This is a genomic window from Pseudomonas fluorescens (assembly GCF_002022275.1).
GTDB classification, from domain to species: Bacteria; Pseudomonadota; Gammaproteobacteria; order Pseudomonadales; family Pseudomonadaceae; genus Aquipseudomonas; species Aquipseudomonas fluorescens_AJ.
Map to the genome: position 1 here is coordinate 293,490 of NZ_MSDF01000052.1, position 20,881 is coordinate 314,370.

General features: G+C 60.3%; 16 protein-coding genes and 1 pseudogene. 10 read left to right on the top strand and 7 right to left on the bottom strand.

Annotated elements, in window-relative coordinates:
• Positions 1-49: 49 nt before the first annotated feature.
• From BFW87_RS26450 to BFW87_RS26465, 4 genes are all read right to left on the bottom strand, one after another.
• Positions 50-1,366, bottom strand: coding sequence for an McrC family protein (locus BFW87_RS26450; protein ID WP_078742645.1), 1,317 nt, complete (start codon positions 1,364-1,366; stop codon positions 50-52).
• The gene (locus BFW87_RS26455; protein WP_078742646.1) at positions 1,363-3,174 is read right to left on the bottom strand and encodes an AAA family ATPase; all 1,812 of its coding nucleotides are present in this window, start codon (positions 3,172-3,174) and stop codon (positions 1,363-1,365) included. The genes BFW87_RS26450 and BFW87_RS26455 overlap by 4 nt, the downstream gene beginning before the upstream one ends.
• 193 nt (positions 3,175-3,367) lie before the next feature.
• The gene (gene treS, locus BFW87_RS26460) at positions 3,368-5,434 is read right to left on the bottom strand and encodes a maltose alpha-D-glucosyltransferase (RefSeq protein WP_078742647.1); all 2,067 of its coding nucleotides are present in this window, start codon (positions 5,432-5,434) and stop codon (positions 3,368-3,370) included.
• Positions 5,435-5,518: 84 nt separating this feature from the next.
• The gene (locus tag BFW87_RS26465; protein WP_078742648.1) at positions 5,519-6,406 is read right to left on the bottom strand and encodes a LysR family transcriptional regulator; all 888 of its coding nucleotides are present in this window, start codon (positions 6,404-6,406) and stop codon (positions 5,519-5,521) included.
• Between the two features lie 174 nt (positions 6,407-6,580).
• Here BFW87_RS26465 and BFW87_RS26470 point away from each other — a divergent pair, with 174 nt between their 5' ends.
• Genes BFW87_RS26470 through BFW87_RS26480 form a run of 3 tightly spaced genes read left to right on the top strand, consistent with a single transcriptional unit; the run spans position 6,581 to position 8,816 of the window.
• A complete protein-coding gene (locus tag BFW87_RS26470; protein WP_078742649.1) occupies positions 6,581-7,480 on the top strand; it encodes an NAD-dependent epimerase/dehydratase family protein in 900 nt (299 codons plus the stop codon).
• Complete coding sequence (locus BFW87_RS26475; protein ID WP_078742650.1) at positions 7,477-8,334, top strand: SDR family NAD(P)-dependent oxidoreductase; 858 nt, start codon at positions 7,477-7,479, stop codon at positions 8,332-8,334. Before BFW87_RS26470 ends, BFW87_RS26475 begins: the two co-directional genes overlap by 4 nt.
• Complete coding sequence (locus BFW87_RS26480; protein WP_078742651.1) at positions 8,331-8,816, top strand: nuclear transport factor 2 family protein; 486 nt, start codon at positions 8,331-8,333, stop codon at positions 8,814-8,816. The genes BFW87_RS26475 and BFW87_RS26480 overlap by 4 nt, the downstream gene beginning before the upstream one ends.
• Here the strand turns inward: BFW87_RS26480 and BFW87_RS26485 are convergent.
• Positions 8,749-9,552: pseudogene (locus BFW87_RS26485) on the bottom strand (helix-turn-helix domain-containing protein). The gene BFW87_RS26480 and the pseudogene BFW87_RS26485 overlap by 68 nt on opposite strands.
• 177 nt (positions 9,553-9,729) lie before the next feature.
• On the opposite strand from BFW87_RS26485, the gene BFW87_RS26490 reads away from it, so the two are divergent.
• The 7 genes from BFW87_RS26490 to cydB all read left to right on the top strand — a co-directional run bounded on the left by BFW87_RS26490 (position 9,730) and on the right by cydB (position 18,785).
• The gene (locus BFW87_RS26490; protein ID WP_078742652.1) at positions 9,730-11,355 is read left to right on the top strand and encodes an APC family permease; all 1,626 of its coding nucleotides are present in this window, start codon (positions 9,730-9,732) and stop codon (positions 11,353-11,355) included.
• A gap of 11 nt (positions 11,356-11,366) precedes the next feature.
• Positions 11,367-12,293 carry a 4-hydroxyproline epimerase gene (locus tag BFW87_RS26495; protein ID WP_078742653.1) on the top strand — a complete coding sequence of 309 codons (927 nt, stop codon included), beginning with the start codon at positions 11,367-11,369 and terminating at the stop codon, positions 12,291-12,293.
• A gap of 34 nt (positions 12,294-12,327) precedes the next feature.
• Complete coding sequence (locus BFW87_RS26500) at positions 12,328-13,275, top strand: dihydrodipicolinate synthase family protein (RefSeq protein WP_078742654.1); 948 nt, start codon at positions 12,328-12,330, stop codon at positions 13,273-13,275.
• Between the two features lie 56 nt (positions 13,276-13,331).
• Positions 13,332-14,903 carry an aldehyde dehydrogenase (NADP(+)) gene (locus BFW87_RS26505; RefSeq protein WP_078742655.1) on the top strand — a complete coding sequence of 524 codons (1,572 nt, stop codon included), beginning with the start codon at positions 13,332-13,334 and terminating at the stop codon, positions 14,901-14,903.
• A gap of 3 nt (positions 14,904-14,906) precedes the next feature.
• Entirely contained in the window at positions 14,907-16,166 is a 1,260-nt protein-coding gene (locus BFW87_RS26510; protein ID WP_078742656.1) for an NAD(P)/FAD-dependent oxidoreductase, read from the top strand.
• A gap of 189 nt (positions 16,167-16,355) precedes the next feature.
• Complete coding sequence (locus tag BFW87_RS26515) at positions 16,356-17,768, top strand: cytochrome ubiquinol oxidase subunit I (protein WP_078742657.1); 1,413 nt, start codon at positions 16,356-16,358, stop codon at positions 17,766-17,768.
• Positions 17,769-18,785, top strand: coding sequence for a cytochrome d ubiquinol oxidase subunit II (cydB, locus tag BFW87_RS26520; protein ID WP_078742658.1), 1,017 nt, complete (start codon positions 17,769-17,771; stop codon positions 18,783-18,785). It abuts the gene before it with no gap.
• Positions 18,786-18,888: 103 nt separating this feature from the next.
• Here the strand turns inward: cydB and BFW87_RS26525 are convergent, their stop codons facing one another.
• A complete protein-coding gene (locus BFW87_RS26525) occupies positions 18,889-19,872 on the bottom strand; it encodes a GlxA family transcriptional regulator (RefSeq protein WP_078742732.1) in 984 nt (327 codons plus the stop codon).
• Between the two features lie 70 nt (positions 19,873-19,942).
• Positions 19,943-20,611 (bottom strand): signal peptidase I, encoded by a 669-nt coding sequence (gene lepB, locus BFW87_RS26530; protein WP_078742659.1) that lies wholly within the window; start codon positions 20,609-20,611, stop codon positions 19,943-19,945.
• Positions 20,612-20,881 lie beyond the last annotated feature (270 nt).

Genomic DNA, 20,881 nt, shown 5'->3' on the forward strand with positions numbered 1-20,881 from the left:
GCTCATCAAAAAAAGCCTTGCGAGGTACGCGAGCGATGACTCCAAAGTCTTAACGCGAAACGCTTTCCTCGGCGGAAAATGATCCAGTGAAATCATCCCTCCACAAAGGAAGCGGTTCAGGTTCCCTATCGACCAGCATGCCCGACTCCAAGTCGAAGGGCACCACCCATAACCGTAGCTGTGACGAGAAGCGGAATTCCGGAAGCGGTTGATTAAAGCTGGCTTTGCGTGGATAAATCAGCAGCATTTCGCCCTGCGACTGATCGTTCAAATAGCGCTGGCCATAGGCGAATAATTGGTAGAAGTCCGATTGACTCAAGCCGTACCTGTTGGTGCTTTTATCCAAGCGCTTCCACTTAGTGTCCAGCACCCAACGTCGATCATTCTGCGCGATAAGCATGTCGGGTTTTAGTTGGAACATGCGCTCTTCGTTGTGCAGGCACAGGAACTCTTCGTTAACTTGGCGCTGCAAAGTCGCCGACGCAGGAAGCGTCGCTCGCAAACAGGTTTCGACATAACGCTCGAACAGCTTCTCCATGGGAAACAACAGACTGATTCCATGCCAACCACCCGACACAGCCGTTGGCATACCCTCTCCTAAAACCAGTTCGCACCAAGGCTTCACGGGCTGGTAGTGGGCCATCAAGCGATCATTGCGCCACAGTTTGAGGTCGGCGTTTACATCGCGACTGGCAGGTAACTCATGCAGCAAGCCCCTTAGTTCATGAGCCAGGCGCCAGCTGTCAGGTTGCTGCGTGGTTTTGCAGACTTTCTGAAGCGCAAGTATCAGCAAACGGTTCTCCGGACGGTCCGGAAGAAACACATCATGGCGTAGCTGAAACTGATGCTGGCGTCCCGGAGGCTGGCGTATTTGCCTGGCTATATCCAGTTGGCCACGCAGATAACGCTGCTCCTCTTCAACACGCTGGTAGTCAAAGCGCAAACCTCGCTTGACCAGATAATCCAACTCCACCAGGAACTGGAGCATCACCCATTCGCTCAATGGCGCGTCGAACAGCATCAAGTCTGCGGGGCCTACTCGACGGGTTTTCAGATTGAATGCAGTCTGAATCATCTTGCACAGCAATTTACGACTCTGCTTAATGCAATCATCTTTCTCAAAATGCTTGGGCAGTATCTCCAACCGCGTGCCGCAAGGGCTCTCGAGCACACCGACAAAATTATCCAACCTCAACCAGCACTGGCCCGCTATCTGCGCCAACGGCGTTCCCGCCTTGGTGAAGGAGTCGTTCAAGTCACATAGCCACGTAAAGGCCGAGGGAGGAATCTGTGCACGGTCCAGACTCGACTCGATCTCATCGGTGGTCAGCCGAGCATACTCACGGACGGTGATGGAGCGACTCAACGGATATTCCCGCTGATCGCAAAGTAAGTCTGGATGCGATCAAATGCGTTTTCATTCAACTTCCAGCGTTGTGCATGCGAATCGACAGGACCCTTTGCACCGAACAATTGCATGAAGTCAATTTTCACTTCCTGAACAAACTGATCGGCGTATTCCTTATTGTGATCATTCAGCACCCAGTGAATACGCTGCCAGTCCTCGAAAAAATACTCTTGCAGCAGCGGCAGGATTTGTTGTCGGAAGATAGAAGCCAACAGCGCCAGACTGGGCTCGTCCCGCAGCGGCAAAAAGTACGCATGTCCCAGGCTATGATCACGATCGAGCAAAACCTCAATACGCTCATTCAGTGAGGTCAACAGTTGCTTAATGTCTACACCGGCCTCAGAAGTTGCCTCGTCGCCATCGTTGACGAAAATACCTTCGAGCAGATCAGGCTTGGGTGGCATTTCAATGAAGTTGAAACGACGGCGCAATGCAATGTCCATTGAAGCCAAGGAGCGATCGGCGGTATTCATAGTGCCGATGAGGTAAACATTGTCAGGGACACTGAATGGCAGTTTCGAGTAGGGAAGCCTGACACTCAACCCTTCGCTCGACGCCGCATCCAGACGCTCCCGCTTGCTCGGTTCGATCAAACTGATCAGTTCGCCGAAAATGCGGGAAATGTTCCCCCGGTTGATTTCGTCGATTACCAGAACATGAGGTTTGCGTACGCCGTCCGCTTGCTCAAATGGCTTGATCGGCTTGGCATCCGACTTATGCAGGTAACTGAGCAAATCACTCCAGTTGAAACGGTCCAGTGGGTATACGGTTTTTTGGGTGAATGACTTTTCTCCATTCAGAGGCAGTACAGATAAATTGAGATCGCGATAAAGCCAGTTCACTGGCAACACGTGCGGATAAAGGCGCACGGTGCTGGGTGGGCTTGCCTCATGTCGATATTCACCGGTAACCACACCGATCGCAGATATCAGTTCTGCTGAATGAATACACACCAGAATATCGCCACTCTGAATCTCCTTTGCAAAGGAGCTCAAGGTACTTTTGTCATTGCTGCCGAGTTGGTCGTAAAAATCCGTGGTTTTTTCGGCCTTCATATCGCCTGCGCCCACCCAACCAATGCGCGCTTCACCGTGGTCAAGGCAATAGGTCAACTCGGGGCTGGCCCCAGTGCCTTTGATGGAAATTTTCCAGATTCGCGGATTGCCAGCGACGCCCGCATCGGCAGAACTTGTCCGCGCCTGGTCACACAGAAGTTTAAAGATTCCTGGTTCAATCGGGTAACTGAGCAGCCCCTTTTCATCGCTGACTGCGCGTAAACCTTCAATGAAGTCTTCATAGCTAAAGCTCTGGTGAAAGGTCACAAATCGAATGCGGCCTTCTCTATCCAGCTCATCGACACGTGCCTTCAACGCAATCCGCAGCTCATCTTCCGAAGCGCTGTCCCGGAGTTGTTTAGCCAGAAAAACCGGGTCTAGCACTTCCAGCGCGGCCTCAATTGTCGAGTAGGTTTTACCCGTACCTGGCGGACCGAACAGAATCCGGTTCAGCGCGACTTTATCAGCAGTTACCGGATGGGAAGCCTGATGGCTCGCAGAATTCGCGGACTGCACGCCGCCCCAAAAGATGCGACGCGGGTTCTGCCCTGAAGATTGCAACTCTGGGTAATTGTCTTGCCAGCGACCGCGGGAGCCATAAATCTCACGAGCTATCTGCGATACCAATTCATCGTCAGTGGTGATGGCCTTACTGCGCGCTTTTTTTTCCTGGCACTCAACTGGATATAGCCGAAAGAGTTCTAACGCCAAATCACTAGGTGTCCATTGCTTTCCAGGCGTTTGCTGTAAAAGTTCGAACACCCGATTACGCAACTTCAATGTCATGCGGCACATCCCAACAGGAGTAAATGCCGACGAAGCTAGCTATTTGGCATCATCCTGTCCACCACAAAACGCAGCAGCTGGCACACCGCCAAACCGCTGCTTTATGGCTCTACTCGGCTCAGAGCATCGGCGAGTTACTCACGATCCTCAGCGCCAACCCCTCATACGCATCCAGCGTAATGGTGAACTCGCCCTCGGCGGTCAGGTCGCCCTCGACCCGCTCGTTGATGATGTCCACTACTGGCCCCGGTGCGATATTGGGCAAGTGCAGGGTCTCGGTGATCGGCGTGGCGCCGAAGTTCAGCGCGGTGATTTGCGTGCCCTTACCCGCCGGCAGTTCATGCACCATGATCAACAAGCCCGGGTGCTCGACATCCGGCACCAGAATCTGGCGGCTGGCGGCAATGCCGTAGGCGCTGCGCACCGCGAGGATTTTCTGCAACTGCGAGGCAAATGACTCCGGGTCCAGCAGCTGGCTGTTCAGGCTGCCGTACAAGGTTTTCGAGCGCGGCATCTGGCCAGCGGACAGCTCTGCGTCGGGGTTCAGGTCAACCAGGTCATACGCGCCGCGATGGATCCAGCGCGTGTCGCCGTCTTGCATCAGATGCGCGACCTCCTCTGCCGCCAACGGCAGCGCGCCCACCAGGTCCCAGCCCGACAAGGCAAATACGCCGGGTTGCATGGCGTTGTACATCACTAGCAGCAAATGAATCTGGCGAATCTGCTGGATATCCGCCGCCGTAATCGCGTCCAGATCACGAATGCCCAACGCCGCCGTGATGATGCTGGCGGTGGTGCAGGACACGCCATTGGTCACGAACTTGAGGTTATACGGCGCATGCTCACCGGCGAGGCGTTCGTACATCTGCTCGCGAATGTGCTCGCGCAGAATGTTGCCGGGGAACGTCTGGCCCTGGTAGAGGTAATTGTCATGGGCGTGCAGGGTCCAGAAGTGCACCAGTTCCAGGGTCAGCTCATCGTGGTTTTGCAACGCATGGATCAGCGAGCCGGGGTCGATGCCCTGGCTGTGCATCTCGCGCAGCATCAGGCGCAAAAACTCTGTGTCGCCGATCAACAGCGCGTGCTGGTAAGCCGGACGCGTGATGAAATCGTAGGAAAGATCGGCACCGCCGTGGGACATCGCAGCGATGTCGTCCACCGTGAGGTTCAACTCCTGAAAGCTGAAGCCGCCGGCCTTGCGAATCGCGCCGCCGAGCAGTTGGTTGCCGGTGATGGACAGCGGGTGGCTTTCCGACCACGCCGTGCCATCAAGCTTGCGCTCCACGCCCAGAAAGCCGTTGGCATCCAGACGCAGGATCTTGGCACCCATCACGTCGATGGCATGCAGGGCATCACCGATGATCATCTGTTGCGCGGCAAATGAAGGGTCCAGCCAGTTCAGCGACGGCTGGCCTTCCTTGAAATAGTGCAGGTACACCCAGCGCCGCGGCTTGCCGTCCACGCCCACCACCACCGGGGTGGTGCTCCAGTCGGTTTCTTTAACGCCGGGTTCAAAGAAGATTACCCGCTGCAACTGGCCGACGATGTAATGCTTGTCGCGCAGCGCGTCGACCTGCACGGGGCTGAGGTTCTGCGCATCACGCCCCTCGGCGACGTCAGGCAGCAGCTGCCAGTCTTCCTCGCGGATCTCCACCATGTGGTAAAGCCCGGGATAGTCCTCATACGCCATCTCGGCCAGGCGGAAGTCCGCGCCTTTGCCGGTATGGGACGGAATCACGTCGTCGATGATCACCGAATTGTGCGCCGCCGCCATCCGCGTCAGCGCCTGCAACTGCGCCTCGGTGCCCAGTTCCGGGTCGATTTCAAAGCTGATGCGGTCGAAATTGCCGTCGATAGTCGGCGTATGCCGAGTACCCGAAAGCCCTCCGGACTTTTTCAGCGGGCCGTTGTGAATGCCCTGAATGCCAATCTTCGACAACGCGTGCCACAGGCTTGCATCGCCCAACGCTTCGAGCACCGTGCCGCCTTCACGGGTCACGATGGACGCGGGATACGCGGTGAACCACACAGACGACAAGGCCGTGGCATCACGGGGCCGGGTATGCGCGTAAGGCTGCTGCCACAAACGCCCTTGCCCCGAATAGAGCCTGGCCCGCTGGCGCGCTGCGTGCAGCATCGATTGCTCAACCAGCCAGTTCACATGATCGTTGTTCGCCGCCGTCATAAGCCCACTACCTGTCTTGTGAAAAGGTTACTCGTAAGCATAGGAGGGGCAACGGCGGCGATTCGTTGCATCAGCGCACCTTCGTCAAGACAGAAACCCGATTCGGTCGCTGAGAAAATCAATCAGCGCGCGCAGCTTGAGCGGCACCTGTCGACCAGAAGGCCACAACAGGTTGAAGGTGCCATTTTCTTCACTGTATGCCTCCAGCACTGAACGCAGCTCACCCGAAGCCAGGTATTCCCTGACCATGAAATCTGCCGCATAGGTGATGCCCAAGCCTTTGAGGGCGAAACACACACGGCCCTCCACTGAATTGCAAATCAGGGTGCATGGCAGCTCCCGTTCGGTCTGGGCGTCTTCCTGGATCATCCAGCGTTGTAACTTGCCCGTGTCGGGAAAACGAAAGTGGATACAGCGGTGCTCAGCCAAGTCACGCGGCCGCGCAGGTTTGCCGTGCCTGGCAAAGTAGTCCGGCGACCCGACCGCGAGCATACGGTAGCGGCCCAGGCAACGGGCCGACAAGCCCGAATCCTTTGGCACGCCGCTGCGTATGACGGCATCAAAGCCTTCGGCAATGATGTCCACCAGGCGGTCGGAAAACTCCAGGTCAAGCTGGATATCCGGGTACAACAACTGAAACTCGGCAAATACCGGCAGGAACGGTTTGCCGATCATGGGCAGGCTCACCCGCAGCGGCCCCTGAGGGGACGAAGCGGTCTGGCGTAATTCTTCCCCCGCCGCTTCCAGCTCCTGAATGATCCGTCGACAACGTTGCAGAAAGCGCGTGCCCTCAGCGGTCAGCGTGAGGCTGCGTGTACTGCGATGAAACAGCCGCACTTCAAGTTTTTCTTCCAGTCGCGCGATGCTTTTGCTCACGGCTGAGGCCGAAATACCCAGATGTTTTCCCGCACCCACAAAACTGCCCATTTGCGCGGCCTGCACGAACACCGCCATCCCACTCAGACTGTCCATCAGCGTCCCGTCAGTGAAGTAAGGTCCACGTGTATGCGGAGTTGAAAATCCCCAATACTCAATCGATTCATGACAGTCAAGTCACTACTGATCTGACACCTATCCCACTTATTCAGCCCATCGGCAACCGTTAGATTGCACTCGCAACTTGACCCACACATCAGCGAGGCATTCATGAACTTATTTCTGACAGGCGCCAATGGGTATGTCGGGGGCACCGTCGCCCTGCGATTGATCGACGCCGGCTACAGCGTTCGCGGCCTGGTACGCGACGAAGCAAAAGCCGATCAGGTGCGCGCATTGGGCATCGACCCGGTCATCGGTACCCTTGATGACCTGACGTTGCTGGCCAACGAGGCGCGAGCCGCCGACGGCGTGATTCATACCGCCGACAGCGACCACCTCGGCGCCGTTGAAACCTTCATCCAGGCGTTGGCCGGCTCGGGCAAACCCTTCCTGCACACCAGCGGTTCCAGCGTGATTGGCGACGATGCGCAAGGTGTGCACGTCAACCCCGCTGTGTTTGATGAAGACAGCACCTTCGTGGTCGCCGCCTCCAAGCAGCCACGCCGCGACATCGAGCTGAAAGTGCTGGGCGCAGCCGCCAGGGGCATTCGGGCAGTGGTGATCTGCCCAAGCAACATCTACGGCACCGGTACCGGCGTACACAGACAAAGCGTACAGATTCCCTGGTTGGTGCTGCAGGCGAGCGAAAGCGGCGTGGTGCGCGTCGTCGGCAGCGGGGTCAATCGCTGGTCCAACGTGCATGTTCTCGATGTCGCCGAGCTTTACCTGCTCGCACTGCAAAAAGCCCCCGCTGGCGCGTTCTATTTCGTTGAAAACGGCGAGGCGTCTTTCCTGGAAATTGGCCAGTCAATCGCCCGTCGCCTCAAGCTTGAGCCAGTCGCTTTCTGGACGGTGGAGCAAGCCGCCACGCGCTGGGGCTATCTGCATGCGCACTACACGTTCGGCACCAACAGCCGGGTCCGAGCCAAACGCGCACGCGAAGAATTGGGCTGGGCGCCCACCTTCCATTCGGCCCTGGAATGGATTGAACAGGACATGCCGTTATGAGCAAAGTCTGGCTGATTACCGGGAGTGCCAGCGGCATCGGCAAAGGTATCGCGCAAGCGGCACTGGCAGCCGGCGATCGGGTCGTCGCGACCGACCTGGACCTTGCACGGTTGGACGACATTTTCGGCGCCTGCGGCGACCGGGTCCTCACCGTGCAGCTGGATATTCGTGACCAGGCCCAGGCACACGCCGCCATGAGCGCCTGCATGGCGCGCTTTGGGCGCCTGGACGTGCTGGTCAATAACGCCGGCTATGGCCAGTTCGGCCCCTTTGAGGAGGTCGATGCCGATGCCGCTCAGTGCCAGTTCGCGACCAATGTACTGGGCACATTCAACGTGACCCGCGCCGCGCTGCCTACCCTGCGGGCGCAACGTGGCGGTCACATCCTCAATATGTCATCCAATGGCGGCTTCAAAGGGGTTGCCGGCGCCTCGTTGTATTCCGCCAGCAAATTCGCCATTGAAGGGTTTTCCGAGTCACTGGCCGAGGAAATCGCCGACTTTGGCATCCGCCTCACCGTGGTCGAACCCGGTGCCTTTCGCACGGACTTCCTCGACCAGCGAGTGCTCAAGTTGGGCAGTGGCACTCTCTGCGATTACGACGACTACCGTGCCGCGGCGCTCGCGGTGTTCGCCGCGCGCAACCATCAACAGCCCGGCGACCCGGCGCGACTGGGGAATGCCCTGGTACGCCTGGTCAACGAGAAGCATCCACCGCTGCGATTTATCGCCGGCGCCGACGCCATCAAAGTAGTCAACGACAAGCTGGCAGCGGTCGCCGAGGAAACTGCGCAGTGGCTTGAACTTAGCCTGAGTACCGATTTTCTGACTGATGAGGAGCACCAAAAACCATGAGCCTGCAAGCCTTGAGCGCCCGCTTGGATACCTTGGAAAGCCACTTGGCGATTCAACGTCTGGTTGCCGAATACGCGCATGCCTTCGATAACCACGATGAAGCGCTGTTGCGCAGCCTCTGGCACGAAGGCGCGGTACTGACGCTGGGTGCAGCCTTCGGCGACTTCACCGGTGTCGACGCGATTGTCGAATCCGCTCACCGCAATTGGGCACAGATGCCCCATATGCATCACTGGATGGCCAACGCTCTGGTCGACCTTGACGGCGACAAAGCCACGGCTCGGGCCGCGGTCGATTGTATGGTGTCGCACCGCGAACTGGGCCAGGTACAAATCAGCGGCCTGTACCACGACCGGCTTGAACGCAGAGACGGACGCTGGGCTTTTGTCGAGCGCACGTTCGCACTGCACTACCTCACGCCGCTGCCCCACTGGCGCCCGGTGGGTGGAAGCGAGGTGCCTGCCGATACTGCCTCGGCGTAAACCCGGTCAACGCCTTGAACTGGCGGGTAAACGCACTGTGGTCGGTGTAGCCGCATTGCAGCGCCACCTCGGTGATCGGCAATTCGGTGTGCAGCAGCCGGTGGGCATGTTCCAGGCGGACTTTCTGGATCATCTGCCGGGGCGTGAGGTGAAACACGCGCTTGCAGTAGCGCTCCAGCTGCGCGACTGAAATGCCGGCGATTCGCGTCAGCTCACTGAGGGTGACGCGGCGGTTGAAATGCGTGCGGATGTAGTCGTCCACGGCCGCCAGACGCTGATACGCCGGGTGGGTTTCGCTGGCCGATTGCAGGTCCACCGAAATACCCGCCAGGCCGATGATCTGGCCTTCATGGTTATACAGCGGCCACTTGTGCGTCAGGCACCAACCGGGTTCGCGGGTGCCATAGAGGTGCAGTTCCAGCTGATCCTCCAACACCAACCCCTCCTCCAACACGCGCCGGTCCTGCTCGGTATACCCCGGCCCCAGTTGCGCCGGAAACACTTCGGCGCTGGTCTTGCCGAGCAGCGGTTGCAGCTGCTTGAGGCCGCAGCGCTACACCAGGGTGCGGTTGGCCAACAGGTAACGGGCGTCGATGTCCTTGATGAAGATCGCGGCATTGGGGATCACATCGAGCATCGGCAACAGCTGCGCCACGCCGGCCAACAGTTGCTCGATGCTGTGGGGGCGATTCGCCTCACTCCCTTGGCAAAGGCTTGCAAATGCGCTTTGCAACATGGCCTGAACTCCCGGTTTTTTTGAGCAGGTTGCCGCATGCCCGAGGCCCTGTCGAGCGCGGCGGATTGTGCTGAATTCGTCATCCACACAAACGTAAAACATCAATCGCGACGGGGTTCATGGGTTCAGGATATCGCAACTGCATGCCTATCCAATAACTCACAAGAAGGCGCCGCCATGTCTGCTCAAGGCAAGTTCAAGAAGCAACTTTCACTGATGGACCTGACCTTTATCGGGTTGGGCGCCATCTTCGGTTCGGGCTGGCTGTTTGCAGCCAGCCACGTGTCTGCAATCGCAGGCCCCGCAGGCATTATCTCGTGGCTGATCGGCGGTTTCGCCGTGTTGCTGCTGGGCATTGTTTACTGCGAACTCGGCGCCGCGTTACCCCGCGCCGGTGGCGTGGTGCGTTACCCGGTCTACTCCCACGGCCCGCTGCTGGGTTACCTGATGGGGTTTATCACGCTGATCGCGTTTTCCAGCCTGGTGGCGATTGAAGTGGTCGCCTCGCGCCAATACGCAGCCGCCTGGTTTCCCGAGCTGACCAAAGCCGGTTCCAGCGACCCGACCACCCTGGGCTGGCTGGTGCAATTCGCCCTGCTCTGCCTGTTTTTCATCCTTAACTACCGCAGCGTGAAGACCTTCGCCATCGCCAATAACCTGGTGAGCGTGTTCAAGTTCATCGTGCCGTTGCTGGTGATTGGTGTGCTGTTTACTTTCTTCAAACCGGCAAACTTTCAAGTGCAAGGCTTCGCCCCGTTCGGCCTGTCGGGCATCGAGATGGCCGTGTCGGCGGGCGGAGTGATTTTTGCCTATTTGGGGCTCACGCCGATCATCTCGGTGGCCAGTGAAGTGAAGAACCCGCAACGCACGATTCCGATTGCCTTGATCCTCTCGGTGCTGCTGTCCACGGCTATCTATGTGCTGCTGCAAACCGCATTTCTGGGCGGTGTGCCGACCGAAATGCTCGCCAATGGCTGGGCCGGGATCAGCAAGGAACTCGCCCTGCCGTATCGCGACATCGCCCTGGCACTGGGCGTGGGCTGGCTGGCGTATCTGGTGGTCGCCGACGCGGTGATCTCCCCAAGCGGCTGCGGCAACATCTATATGAATGCCACACCCCGGGTGGTGTATGGCTGGGCGCAGACCGGGACGTTTTTCAAGATATTCACGCGCATTGATGAGAAGTCCGGTATTCCGCGCCCCGCACTGTGGCTGACCTTTGGCCTGTCGGTGTTCTGGACGCTGCCGTTCCCGTCCTGGGAAGCGTTGATCAACGTGGTGTCTGCAGCGTTGATCCTGAGTTACGCCGTGGCCCCGGTGACCGTCGCCGCACTGCGCCGCAATGCACCCGACATGGCGCGCCCGTTCCGGGTCAAGGGCATGGCGGTGCTGGGTCCCCTGTCGTTCATCATCGCCGCGTTGATCGTGTACTGGTCCGGCTGGAGCACTGTTTCCTGGCTGCTCGGCCTGCAAATCCTGATGTTTGTGGTGTACCTGCTGTGTGCTCGCTGGGTGCCGACGGCGCACCTGAGTATCAAGCAACAAGTGCGCTCCTCGGCGTGGCTGATCGGCTTCTATGCAGTCACTATTCTGCTCTCCAAACTCGGCAGCTTTGGCGGCATCGGCGTGATCAGCCACCCGTTTGACACCCTGGTCGTCGCAGCCTGCGCATTGGGCATTTATTACTGGGGCGCCGCCACCGGCGTGCCGGCGCACCTGGTCCGCCTGGAAAGCGAGGACGACGAAAGCGAAGCCGTCAGCGACCTTCGGCACAGCGCCGCGCTGACCCCGGCTACCCACTGATGGAGCGTTTTATGAAACGACTGCACGTTATCGACTCCCACACCGGCGGCGAACCCACGCGGCTGGTCATGGACGGTTTCCCTCAGCTCACCGGCAACAGCATCGCCGACAAGCTGGAACAGCTACGCACCCACCACGACCAATGGCGCCGCGCCTGCCTGCTCGAACCGCGCGGCAATGACGTGCTGGTGGGCGCACTGTATTGCGAACCAGTCACGCCCGGCGCCACCTGCGGGGTGATCTTCTTCAACAACGCCGGTTACCTGGGCATGTGCGGCCACGGCACCATTGGGCTGGTCGCCTCCTTGCACCATCTGGGGCGCATCGCGCCCGGCGTGCACACCGTCGACACGCCGGTCGGCCCGGTCGCCGCCACCTTGCACGAAGACGGCGCCGTGACGCTGCGCAATGTGCCCGCTTACCGTCATCGCCAACACGTGCCGGTGGACGTGCCGGGCCATGGCGTGGTCTACGGCGATATCGCTTGGGGCGGCAACTGGTTTTTCCTGGTCTCGGACCACGGTCAGGCGCTGCAGATGGAGAACGTCGACGCTCTCACCGATTACACCTGGGCGATGCTCAAGGCCCTGGAAAACCAGGGCATTCACGGTGCAGACGGGGCGCTGATCGACCATATCGAACTGTTCGCCGACGACGCCGGCGCCGACAGCCGCAACTTCGTCATGTGCCCCGGCAAAGCCTACGACCGCTCGCCTTGCGGCACCGGCACCAGCGCCAAACTCGCGTGCCTGGCCGCCGACGGCACACTGAAGCCTGGCGAGCTGTGGGTGCAGGCCAGCATCACCGGCAGCCGGTTCGAAGGCCGCTTTGAATGGGACGGCGAGCGCGTCACCCCCTTCATTACAGGCCGCGCCTACATGACCGCCGACAGCACGCTGCTGATCGACGAGCAGGACCCTTTCGCCTGGGGCATCTGAGCCTCGCCTTATTTCACGCAATGGAGTTAAAACAATGAGCGACAACATCTTCACCGGTTGCATCCCGGCACTGATGACCCCATGCACCCCGGCGCGCAAGCCGGACTTTGACGCCCTGGTCGCCAAGGGCCGCGAATTGATCGATATCGGCATGAGCGCCGTGGTGTATTGCGGCTCCATGGGTGACTGGCCGCTGCTGACCGAAGCCGAACGCCAGGAAGGCGTGGCCCGCCTAGTCGCCGCGGGCGTACCGACCATCGTTGGCACCGGCGCGGTCAACAGCCGTGAGGCCGTGGCCCATGCGGCGCATGCCGCCAAGGTCGGCGCCCAGGGTTTGATGGTGATTCCGCGCGTGTTGTCCCGTGGCGCCTCGGCCACCGCGCAAAGGGCGCATTTTTCGGCGATCCTCAAGGCGGCGCCAAACTTGCCGGCGGTGATCTACAACAGCCCGTACTACGGCTTCGCCACGCGCGCCGACCTGTTCTTCGAACTGCGCCGCGAACACCCGAACCTTATCGGCTTCAAGGAGTTCGGTGGCGCGGCCGACCTGCGTTACGCGGCGGAAAACATCACCTCCCAGGACGATAACGTGACCCTCATGGTCGGCGTCGATACCCAAGTGGTGCACGGTTTCGTCAACTGCAACGCCACCGGCGCCATCACGGGGATCGGCAACGCCTTGCCGCGCGAAGTGCTGCAATTGGTGGCCCTGAGCAAAAAAGCCGCCAAGGGTGATGCCAAGGCCCGGCGCCTGGCGCGCGAGCTGGAAGCCGCGCTGGCGGTGCTGTCGTCCTTCGACGAAGGCTGCGACCTGGTGCTGTATTACAAATACTTGATGGTGCTCAACGGCGACGAAGGCTACAGCTTGCACTTCAACGACACCGACGTGCTCAGCGATGCGCAGCGCCGCTACGCGCAAAACCAGTACGCGTTGTTCCGCCAGTGGTACACCAACTGGTCGGCAGAACAGAACGTCGCCTGATACCTGCGCCGCTGTGGCGCTCACAGCGGCCAACCCTCTTTTTAAGGACGTTACCCATGACCCTGACGGGAAAAATGCTGATCGGTCAGCAGGCCGTTGCCGGCAATCGCGAGGCGATCCGGGCCATCAATCCCGCCACCAATGCGGCCTTGGAGCCCGCCTACCACGGAGGGAACGGCGATCACGTTGAACAGGCCTGCGCCTTGGCGTGGGAGGCGTTTGACGTGTATCGCGAAACCTCACTGGCGGATCGCGCGCGTTTTCTTGAAGCCATTGCCGACAACATTGAAGCGCTCGGCGATGAATTGATCGAGCGCGCCGTGGCCGAAACCGGCCTGCCGCGCCCACGCATTCAAGGCGAACGCGGCCGCACCTGCGGGCAGTTGCGCACCTTCGCCCGTACCGTGCGTGCCGGGGAATGGCTGGATGTGCGCGTGGACGCCGCACAACCCGAGCGTCAGCCGCTGCCGCGCCCGGACCTGCGTCAACGGCACATCGCGCTGGGCCCGGTTGCGGTGTTTGGGGCGAGCAATTTCCCCTTGGCATTTTCAGTGGCGGGCGGTGATACCGCATCGGCGCTGGCGGCGGGCTGCCCGGTGATCGTCAAGGCGCATGGCGCTCACCCGGGCACCAGTGAACTGGTGGGCCGCGCGGTGGCTCAGGCGGTCAAGGAATGTGGTCTGCCGCAAGGTGTGTTTTCGTTGTTGTATGGGTCAGGTCGCGAAGTCGGCATCGCGCTGGTCACTGACCCGCGCATCAAGGCCGTCGGTTTTACCGGCTCGCGCAGTGGCGGTATCGCGCTGACTCAAGCGGCGCAGGCACGGCCGGAGCCGATTCCGGTATATGCAGAAATGAGTTCGATCAACCCGGTGTATCTGTTTCCCGCCGCCCTTGAAGCCCGCGCTGAAGCATTGGCTCAGGGGTTCGTGACGTCGCTGACCCAGGGCGCCGGGCAGTTTTGCACCAACCCCGGGTTGGTGATTGCCGTCGCCGGCGCTGCGCTGGAGCGCTTTATCGACACGGCGGCCACGTTGCTCTCGGGCTGCGCGGCCCAGACCATGCTCACGCCCGGTATTTTCAGCGCTTACACATCAGGCGTGGGGGCTTTGGGTGAGCACGCCCACGTCGCCGCAACAGGCTTGGCGGCCGAAAGCCCCAACAGCGGCCAGGCGCACCTGTTCGTGACGCAGGCCAGCGCGTTTTTGAGCAACGACGCCCTGCAAGCCGAAGTGTTCGGCGCGGCTTCGCTGGTCGTGGTGTGCAGCAATGACGCGCAAGTCCGCCAGGTCACCGAACACCTGGAGGGCCAACTCACCGCCACCCTGCACCTGGATGAAGCGGACCTGGCCCGCGCCAGAGCTTTGCTGCCGGTGCTTGAACGCAAGGCCGGGCGCCTGCTGGTCAACGGCTGGCCAACCGGTGTGGAAGTCTGCGACGCGATGGTTCATGGCGGCCCCTTCCCCGCCACTTCGGACTCACGCAGCACCTCGGTCGGTACCGCGGCAATCCAGCGTTTCCTGCGCCCGGTGTGCTATCAGGACTTCCCGGACGCATTGCTCCCCGGTGCACTGCAACACGGCAACCCGCTGCTGTTGCGGCGTTTGCTCGACGGCCAGAGGGAGGCATAAACAATGCCCGACTCCAACGCAGCGGATATCGCCGTTGTCGGCGCTGGCATCATCGGCGTCGCCTGTGCCCTCCAGTTGGCGCGCCAAGGCAAGCGCGTAGTCGTTATCGACCCGCAGGCACCTGGCATGGGCGCGTCCTACGGCAACGCCGGGCACCTGGCCACCGAGCAAGTGTTTCCGATCGCCGACGTGTCCATTCTCAAACGTTTACCCGCCATGCTGATGGACCCCATGGGCCCGCTGCGGCTGGACTGGAAATACCTGCCCCGCGCCCTGCCCTGGTTTGTTCGGCTGTTGCTGAACCTGCGCCCGGCGCGCTATCGGCGCACGGTGGCGGGCATTCGCGCACTGAATGAAGCCAGCCTTGGCGCATGGCAACGCTTGCTGCACGCGATTGAACGGCCACATTTGTTACGCGAAGACGGTTCGCTGCTGGTGTTTGAGCGCGCCGAGTCCCGTGAAGCCATCGACGCGCTGCGCCAACGCATGCAACAGCAAAACGTGCCGGTGGATTTTTGGTCAGGCGAGGCCGTGCGCGAGGTAGCGCCGCAACTGAGCGACGCCATTCAAGGCGGGCTGTTCTTCCCGGCTACCGGGCACTTTCTCGACCCGTATCAGGTGGTGTGCGAGCTGGTCGAGGCCGCCAAGGGTCATGGCGTGAAGTTCCTCACACAACGCGTATTGGATGGGCGTGTCGAAGAAAACGGTGTCTCGCTGATGACCGATCAGGGCGTCTTGGCGGCGCACCAAGTGCTGGTCACCTGCGGCGCGCACTCGGCCAAACTCACCGCCGCACTGACCGGTAAAAAAGTCCCGCTCGACACCGAGCGCGGCTATCACCTGATGCTGCCCCACGAACACAATCGCCTGCCGTTTGCCATCACCTCACTGGAGCGCAAATTCATCATGACGCCCATGACCGGCGGCCTGCGCCTGGCTGGCACCGTCGAATTTGCCGGGCTGCAGCGCCCGGCGAACATGGCCCGCGCCTGGCAGTTGCACCGGCTGAGCCAAGGCTTGTTTCGTCAGGACTTGAACGCAGAAGGCGCCACGCCCTGGATGGGATTCAGGCCATCCTTACCGGACTCGTTGCCGATCATTGATCGGGTGTGCGACGGCAAGGTTTTGCTTGCCTTCGGGCATCAGCATTTGGGGCTGACGCACGCGGCAGTGACGGCGCAAATGGTTGGCCACCTGGCATCGATGCAACCGCCGGATCCGGATTTACCGGCATTGGCGCCGTACCGCCTGAGTCGCTTCTGATCCACTGTCTCCTCGCACAACGCGGCGTCACAGCCCGACCTTCCTGTCGGGTTGCTGACAAAAAGCGAAATACCTGAGGGCACTCATATCTTTGTAACAAACATGATATAACGTAACAACATGTTGCTACGGATGTAGTACCTGGACAGTGACGTCGCCTCCCCATGACCACTGAACAGGAACCCTTGCATGCTCGACCTTCACGCGTTGGATCTGGCTCGTCTTCAGTTTGCGTTCACCGTGTCCTTTCACATCCTCTTCCCCGCTATCACCATCGGCCTCGCCAGCTTTCTGCTGGTACTTGAAGCACTCTGGCTTAAAACCGACAACAACGTGTACCGCGACCTCTACCATTTCTGGTCGAAGGTCTTTGCCGTGAATTTCGGTATGGGCGTGGTTTCAGGCCTGGTCATGGCGTACGAATTCGGCACCAACTGGAGCGGCTTCTCGGCGTTTGCCGGCAGCGTCACCGGCCCGCTGCTGACCTATGAAGTGCTCACTGCGTTTTTCCTCGAGGCGGGCTTTCTGGGCGTCATGTTGTTTGGCTGGCACCGCGTGGGGCGCAGGTTGCACCTGTTTGCCACGGCGATGGTGGCTTGCGGCACCTTGATGTCGACGTTCTGGATTCTGGCATCCAACAGCTGGATGCAAACGCCTCAAGGTTTTGAAGTGGTTGATGGGCGTGTCGTGCCGCTGGATTGGCTGGCCATCATCTTCAACCCGTCTTTTCCCTTCCGCCTGGCGCATATGGCCATTGCTGCGTTTGTGGCCACCTCGTTCTTTGTCGGCGCCTCAGGGGCCTGGCACCTCTTGCGGGGCAACGACACGCCGGCTGTGCGCAAAATGTTTTCAATGGCGCTGTGGATGGCGCTGATCGTCGCACCGGTCCAGGCCTTCGTGGGCGACGCGCACGGCCTCAACACCCTCAAATATCAGCCGGCCAAGATCGCCGCCATCGAAGGCCACTGGGAAAACCTCGACGACAAACCGTCACCTCTGGTGCTGGTCGGGCTGCCTGATATGGACGCCGAGAAAACCCGGTATGCCGTGGAGATCCCCTACTTGGGCAGCCTGATCCTGACCCACAGCCTGACCCAACAGATTCCGGCACTGAAGAGTTTTCCCAAAGAAGACCGCCCCAATTCCACCATCATTTTCTGGAGCTTTCGCGTGATGGCGGGCCTGGGCATCCTGATGATTCTGGTAGGCCTGGCCGGCCTTGTGTTGCGCCGTAACGGCCGGGTCTACACCACGCGCTGGTTCCAGCGCCTGGTGCTGTGCATGGGGCCTTCGGGCCTGGTCGCGATGCTGGCGGGCTGGATCACCACCGAGGTGGGGCGCCAACCGTGGGTGGTGTATGGGCAAATGCGCACCGCCGACGCCGTCGCCCATCACTCCGTGATGCAAATGAGCATCTCCCTGGGGCTGTTTGTCGTCATCTACTTCACGGTATTTGGGGTAGGCATCCGCTACATGATGGCCCTGGTGCGCAAAGGCCCTCAAGCCGAGCTCGACCAGCCGGCCAGCGGAGGCCCCGGCCAGCAACAGACACCGAGCCGCCCACTGTCCGCCACCTTTAACTCTGCACCGGAGCAACCGTAAATGGAGCTGCAAGGCATTGATCTGTCAGTCGTGTGGGCGGTGATCATCGCGTTCGGTGTGATGATGTACGTGGTCATGGACGGCTTTGTACTGGGAATGGGCATCCTCTCGCCGCTGGTGCGCAGCGAACAGGAGCGCGACGTCATGATGCGCACGGTCGCACCGGTGTGGGACGGCAATGAAACCTGGCTGGTCCTCTGCGGCGCCGCGTTGTACGGCGCGTTCCCCCTGGCGTATTCGATCATCTTGCAGGCCTTGTACCTGCCTCTGATCCTGATGCTGTGCGGGCTGATCTTCCGGGGGGTGGCCTTTGAGTTCCGCTTTATCGCCAGCCCGCAAAAACGCCACCTGTGGGGCGCCGCCTTTGTTGCGGGCTCCTTGCTGGCCACCTTCTGCCAAGGCCTGGTCATCGGCACCTACGTCGCTGGCATTCACGTGTGCAATGGCGAGTTTGCCGGCGGGCCGCTGGATTGGCTGGCGCCTTTCCCGATCTTTTGCGGCTTCGGGCTGATCGTCGCTTACGCCCTGCTCGGCAGCACCTGGCTGGTGATCAAAAGTGAGGGCGCACTGGAAGGTCTCGCCCGCCAATTCTGCCCACCCCTGGCGGCGCTGCTGGTGGCCATAGTGGTGGTGATCTGCATCGCCACACCGATGCTGCACCCGGAAATCGCCAACCGCTGGTTTGATCATTCTCACCAGGTGATCTTCGCGTTGCTGGTACTGGTGGCGCTGGGCGCACTGACCGGTCTGATGCGCGGGCTACGCCGGCGGCACACTTATGCGCCGTTTTTTTGCACGTTATTGTTGATGCTGGTCGGGTTTGTGAGCCTGGCCTCGACCCTCTGGCCGGCCATCGTGCCACCGCACGTGACCCTGTGGGACGCCGCTTCGCCGCCGCAAAGCCAGCGTTTCATTCTGGTGGGGACACTGTTCATCCTGCCGCTGATCCTGCTGTACACCGGCTGGGGGTATTACGTCTTCCGGGGCAAGGTCAGTCATGAGGGTTATGAACAGTAACGCTGTGCCGAGCTGGCTTGTTGTGGCGAGCTCGCCACAGAAAGCCCGCTCGCCACAGAAAGCCCGCTCGGCACAACAAGCCCGCTCGCCACAAGGGTGCGTTCTATTTGACCAGGCGTTTTTCTTTGGACGGCCTGTAGCCGAAATACGCGCTGTAACACTTGCTGAAATGGCTCGGCGAGACAAACCCGCACGCCACCAGCACGTCCACCTGCGACAGCTCGGTGTGCTGCAACAAGCGCCGCGCCTCGGTCACGCGCAGTTCCATGTAATAGCGTTGCGGTGTGGTCCCCAGTTGCTCCTTGAACAGCCGCTCCAATTGACGCCGTGAGCGACCGGCGTAAACCGCCAGTTGGTCCAGCTCCAGAGGCTCTTCGAGGTTGGAGTCCATAAGTTTGACCACTTCGCGCAACGGCGCGCTGACACAGACGTTTTCTGTCGGTTTGATGCGCCGGTAGCGCGATTCCTCAAAAGACAGGATGTTTTCGATACCTTCGACCAGGGCCTTGCCGTGCAGGCTTTTAATCCAGTCGAGCGCCATATGGAACGCGCCCGAGGGGCTGGAGGCGGTGAGGCGGTCGCGGTCGATCACGTAGGGTTCGCTGGTCACTTGCGCGGCCTTGCAAACCTCCGCCAGCGCCGGGCGATGTTCCGGGTGGATGGCGCAACGGTAACCTTGCAACAACCCGGCGCGGCCCAAAAACCACGAGCCATTCCACAGGCCGCAGAGATTGACGCCATGCTCGGCAGCCGTGCGCAGCAGTTGGATAAGCTCGTCGCCCGCTTTCAGTTCGGTCCGAAAGCCACCACAGACCACCAGCAACTCCAGGTCCTGAAGCACTGCCAGCTCCAGACGCGCGTCAGGGCGAATCACCAGGCCCAGGTCGCTGATAACTTCGCCCTCGCCGCAGCCGAACGTGCGCGTGGCAAACAGGTCTGGGCGCAGCAGGTTGGCGGTGATCAGGGTATCGAGGGTCTGGGTGAAGGCCGGCAGAGAAAAGTGTTCGAGCAACAGGAAGCCGACACGGGTAGCCGGCTTCGACTGTGGGGGGGTGTCATTGAGGTAGCGCAGGTTCTTGCCTTGCATGCCACCGCTGAACTGGCGTCTTTCCATCGAGGGTCAGCCCACTCTTATTGTTTATGCAGTGGGCGCCATCTTAGAGGATTGGTGTACCAAAACGGTGAAAACGTGGCATCCAGTTATCCAGGATCTGTGCCGATGCCAGGACATGGTGGGCGCGCCCGATCAGCAGGCGGCGCGGCACGAAGCCGATGTAGCGAGAGTCGGCGCTGTTGTCGCGGTTGTCACCGAGCATGAAGTAGTTGTCGGCAGGCACCACCACAGGGCCGAAATTGCGCAGCGCGCGCACCCCCGGCATGAACTGGACGGTGCGTGTGCTGGTATTCGCCACTTCCGTCAGTTTGATGCCCGGGATGGTTTGCCCGGCAACGAAGGGCTCGCGGATGTCTTGCGCATCGGCGTAGGTCGCCGGCGTGCCGTTGATCCATAGCACCTCGTCCTTCATTTCCAGTGTGTCGCCAGGCACGCCGACAATACGCTTGATCAAACGCACCCCGTCCTGGGGCGAGGTAAACGTCACCACATCGCCGCGCTGCGGGTTATCCAGCTTGACCAGGGAGATATCGGTGAGTGGCACCTTGAGGTCGTAGGCCACGCGATTGACCAGCACCACATCGCCCTCCACCAGGGTCGGGCGCATGGAGCCTGAAGGGATAGGATTCCAGTCGGCCAACGAGGTGCGGAACACACCAAAACACAGCCAGAAAATGATGGCGTACCGGTATTTGCTTAACAGGCGCTGCATACGTCCCACTCCCGCCGTGCGTGCGTAATTTTCAGCAACATTCTTCGTTGCCCATGAAGGTTACATTAAGGCATAGCGCCAGCGGTTCAAAAACCTCGGATTGACCGCTGTTCTTCATAACCGGCGCTGCCCTGAACGCCCGCAGTCAAGCGCTGCAACTCCATCTGATACGGTTTTTTCTTTGCCATCTGCGTCTGTATCGAAATCTGTGATCGGCGGACAATGCGGCCATTCCCGACCCCCTTCCCTTCGGAGGCCTTATGACCAAGA

Excerpts from the sequence above, each read along its gene's own strand:
- treS (WP_078742647.1), bottom strand. The coding sequence starts at position 5,434 with ATGACGGCGGCGAACAACGATCATGTGAACTGGCTGGTTGAGCAATCG.
- BFW87_RS26465 (WP_078742648.1), bottom strand. The coding sequence starts at position 6,406 with ATGGACAGTCTGAGTGGGATGGCGGTGTTCGTGCAGGCCGCGCAAATG.
- BFW87_RS26470 (WP_078742649.1), top strand. The coding sequence starts at position 6,581 with ATGAACTTATTTCTGACAGGCGCCAATGGGTATGTCGGGGGCACCGTC.
- BFW87_RS26475 (WP_078742650.1), top strand. The coding sequence starts at position 7,477 with ATGAGCAAAGTCTGGCTGATTACCGGGAGTGCCAGCGGCATCGGCAAA.
- BFW87_RS26480 (WP_078742651.1), top strand. The coding sequence starts at position 8,331 with ATGAGCCTGCAAGCCTTGAGCGCCCGCTTGGATACCTTGGAAAGCCAC.
- BFW87_RS26490 (WP_078742652.1), top strand. The coding sequence starts at position 9,730 with ATGTCTGCTCAAGGCAAGTTCAAGAAGCAACTTTCACTGATGGACCTG.
- BFW87_RS26495 (WP_078742653.1), top strand. The coding sequence starts at position 11,367 with ATGAAACGACTGCACGTTATCGACTCCCACACCGGCGGCGAACCCACG.
- BFW87_RS26500 (WP_078742654.1), top strand. The coding sequence starts at position 12,328 with ATGAGCGACAACATCTTCACCGGTTGCATCCCGGCACTGATGACCCCA.
- BFW87_RS26505 (WP_078742655.1), top strand. The coding sequence starts at position 13,332 with ATGACCCTGACGGGAAAAATGCTGATCGGTCAGCAGGCCGTTGCCGGC.
- BFW87_RS26510 (WP_078742656.1), top strand. The coding sequence starts at position 14,907 with ATGCCCGACTCCAACGCAGCGGATATCGCCGTTGTCGGCGCTGGCATC.
- BFW87_RS26515 (WP_078742657.1), top strand. The coding sequence starts at position 16,356 with ATGCTCGACCTTCACGCGTTGGATCTGGCTCGTCTTCAGTTTGCGTTC.
- cydB (WP_078742658.1), top strand. The coding sequence starts at position 17,769 with ATGGAGCTGCAAGGCATTGATCTGTCAGTCGTGTGGGCGGTGATCATC.
- BFW87_RS26525 (WP_078742732.1), bottom strand. The coding sequence starts at position 19,872 with ATGCAAGGCAAGAACCTGCGCTACCTCAATGACACCCCCCCACAGTCG.
- lepB (WP_078742659.1), bottom strand. The coding sequence starts at position 20,611 with ATGCAGCGCCTGTTAAGCAAATACCGGTACGCCATCATTTTCTGGCTG.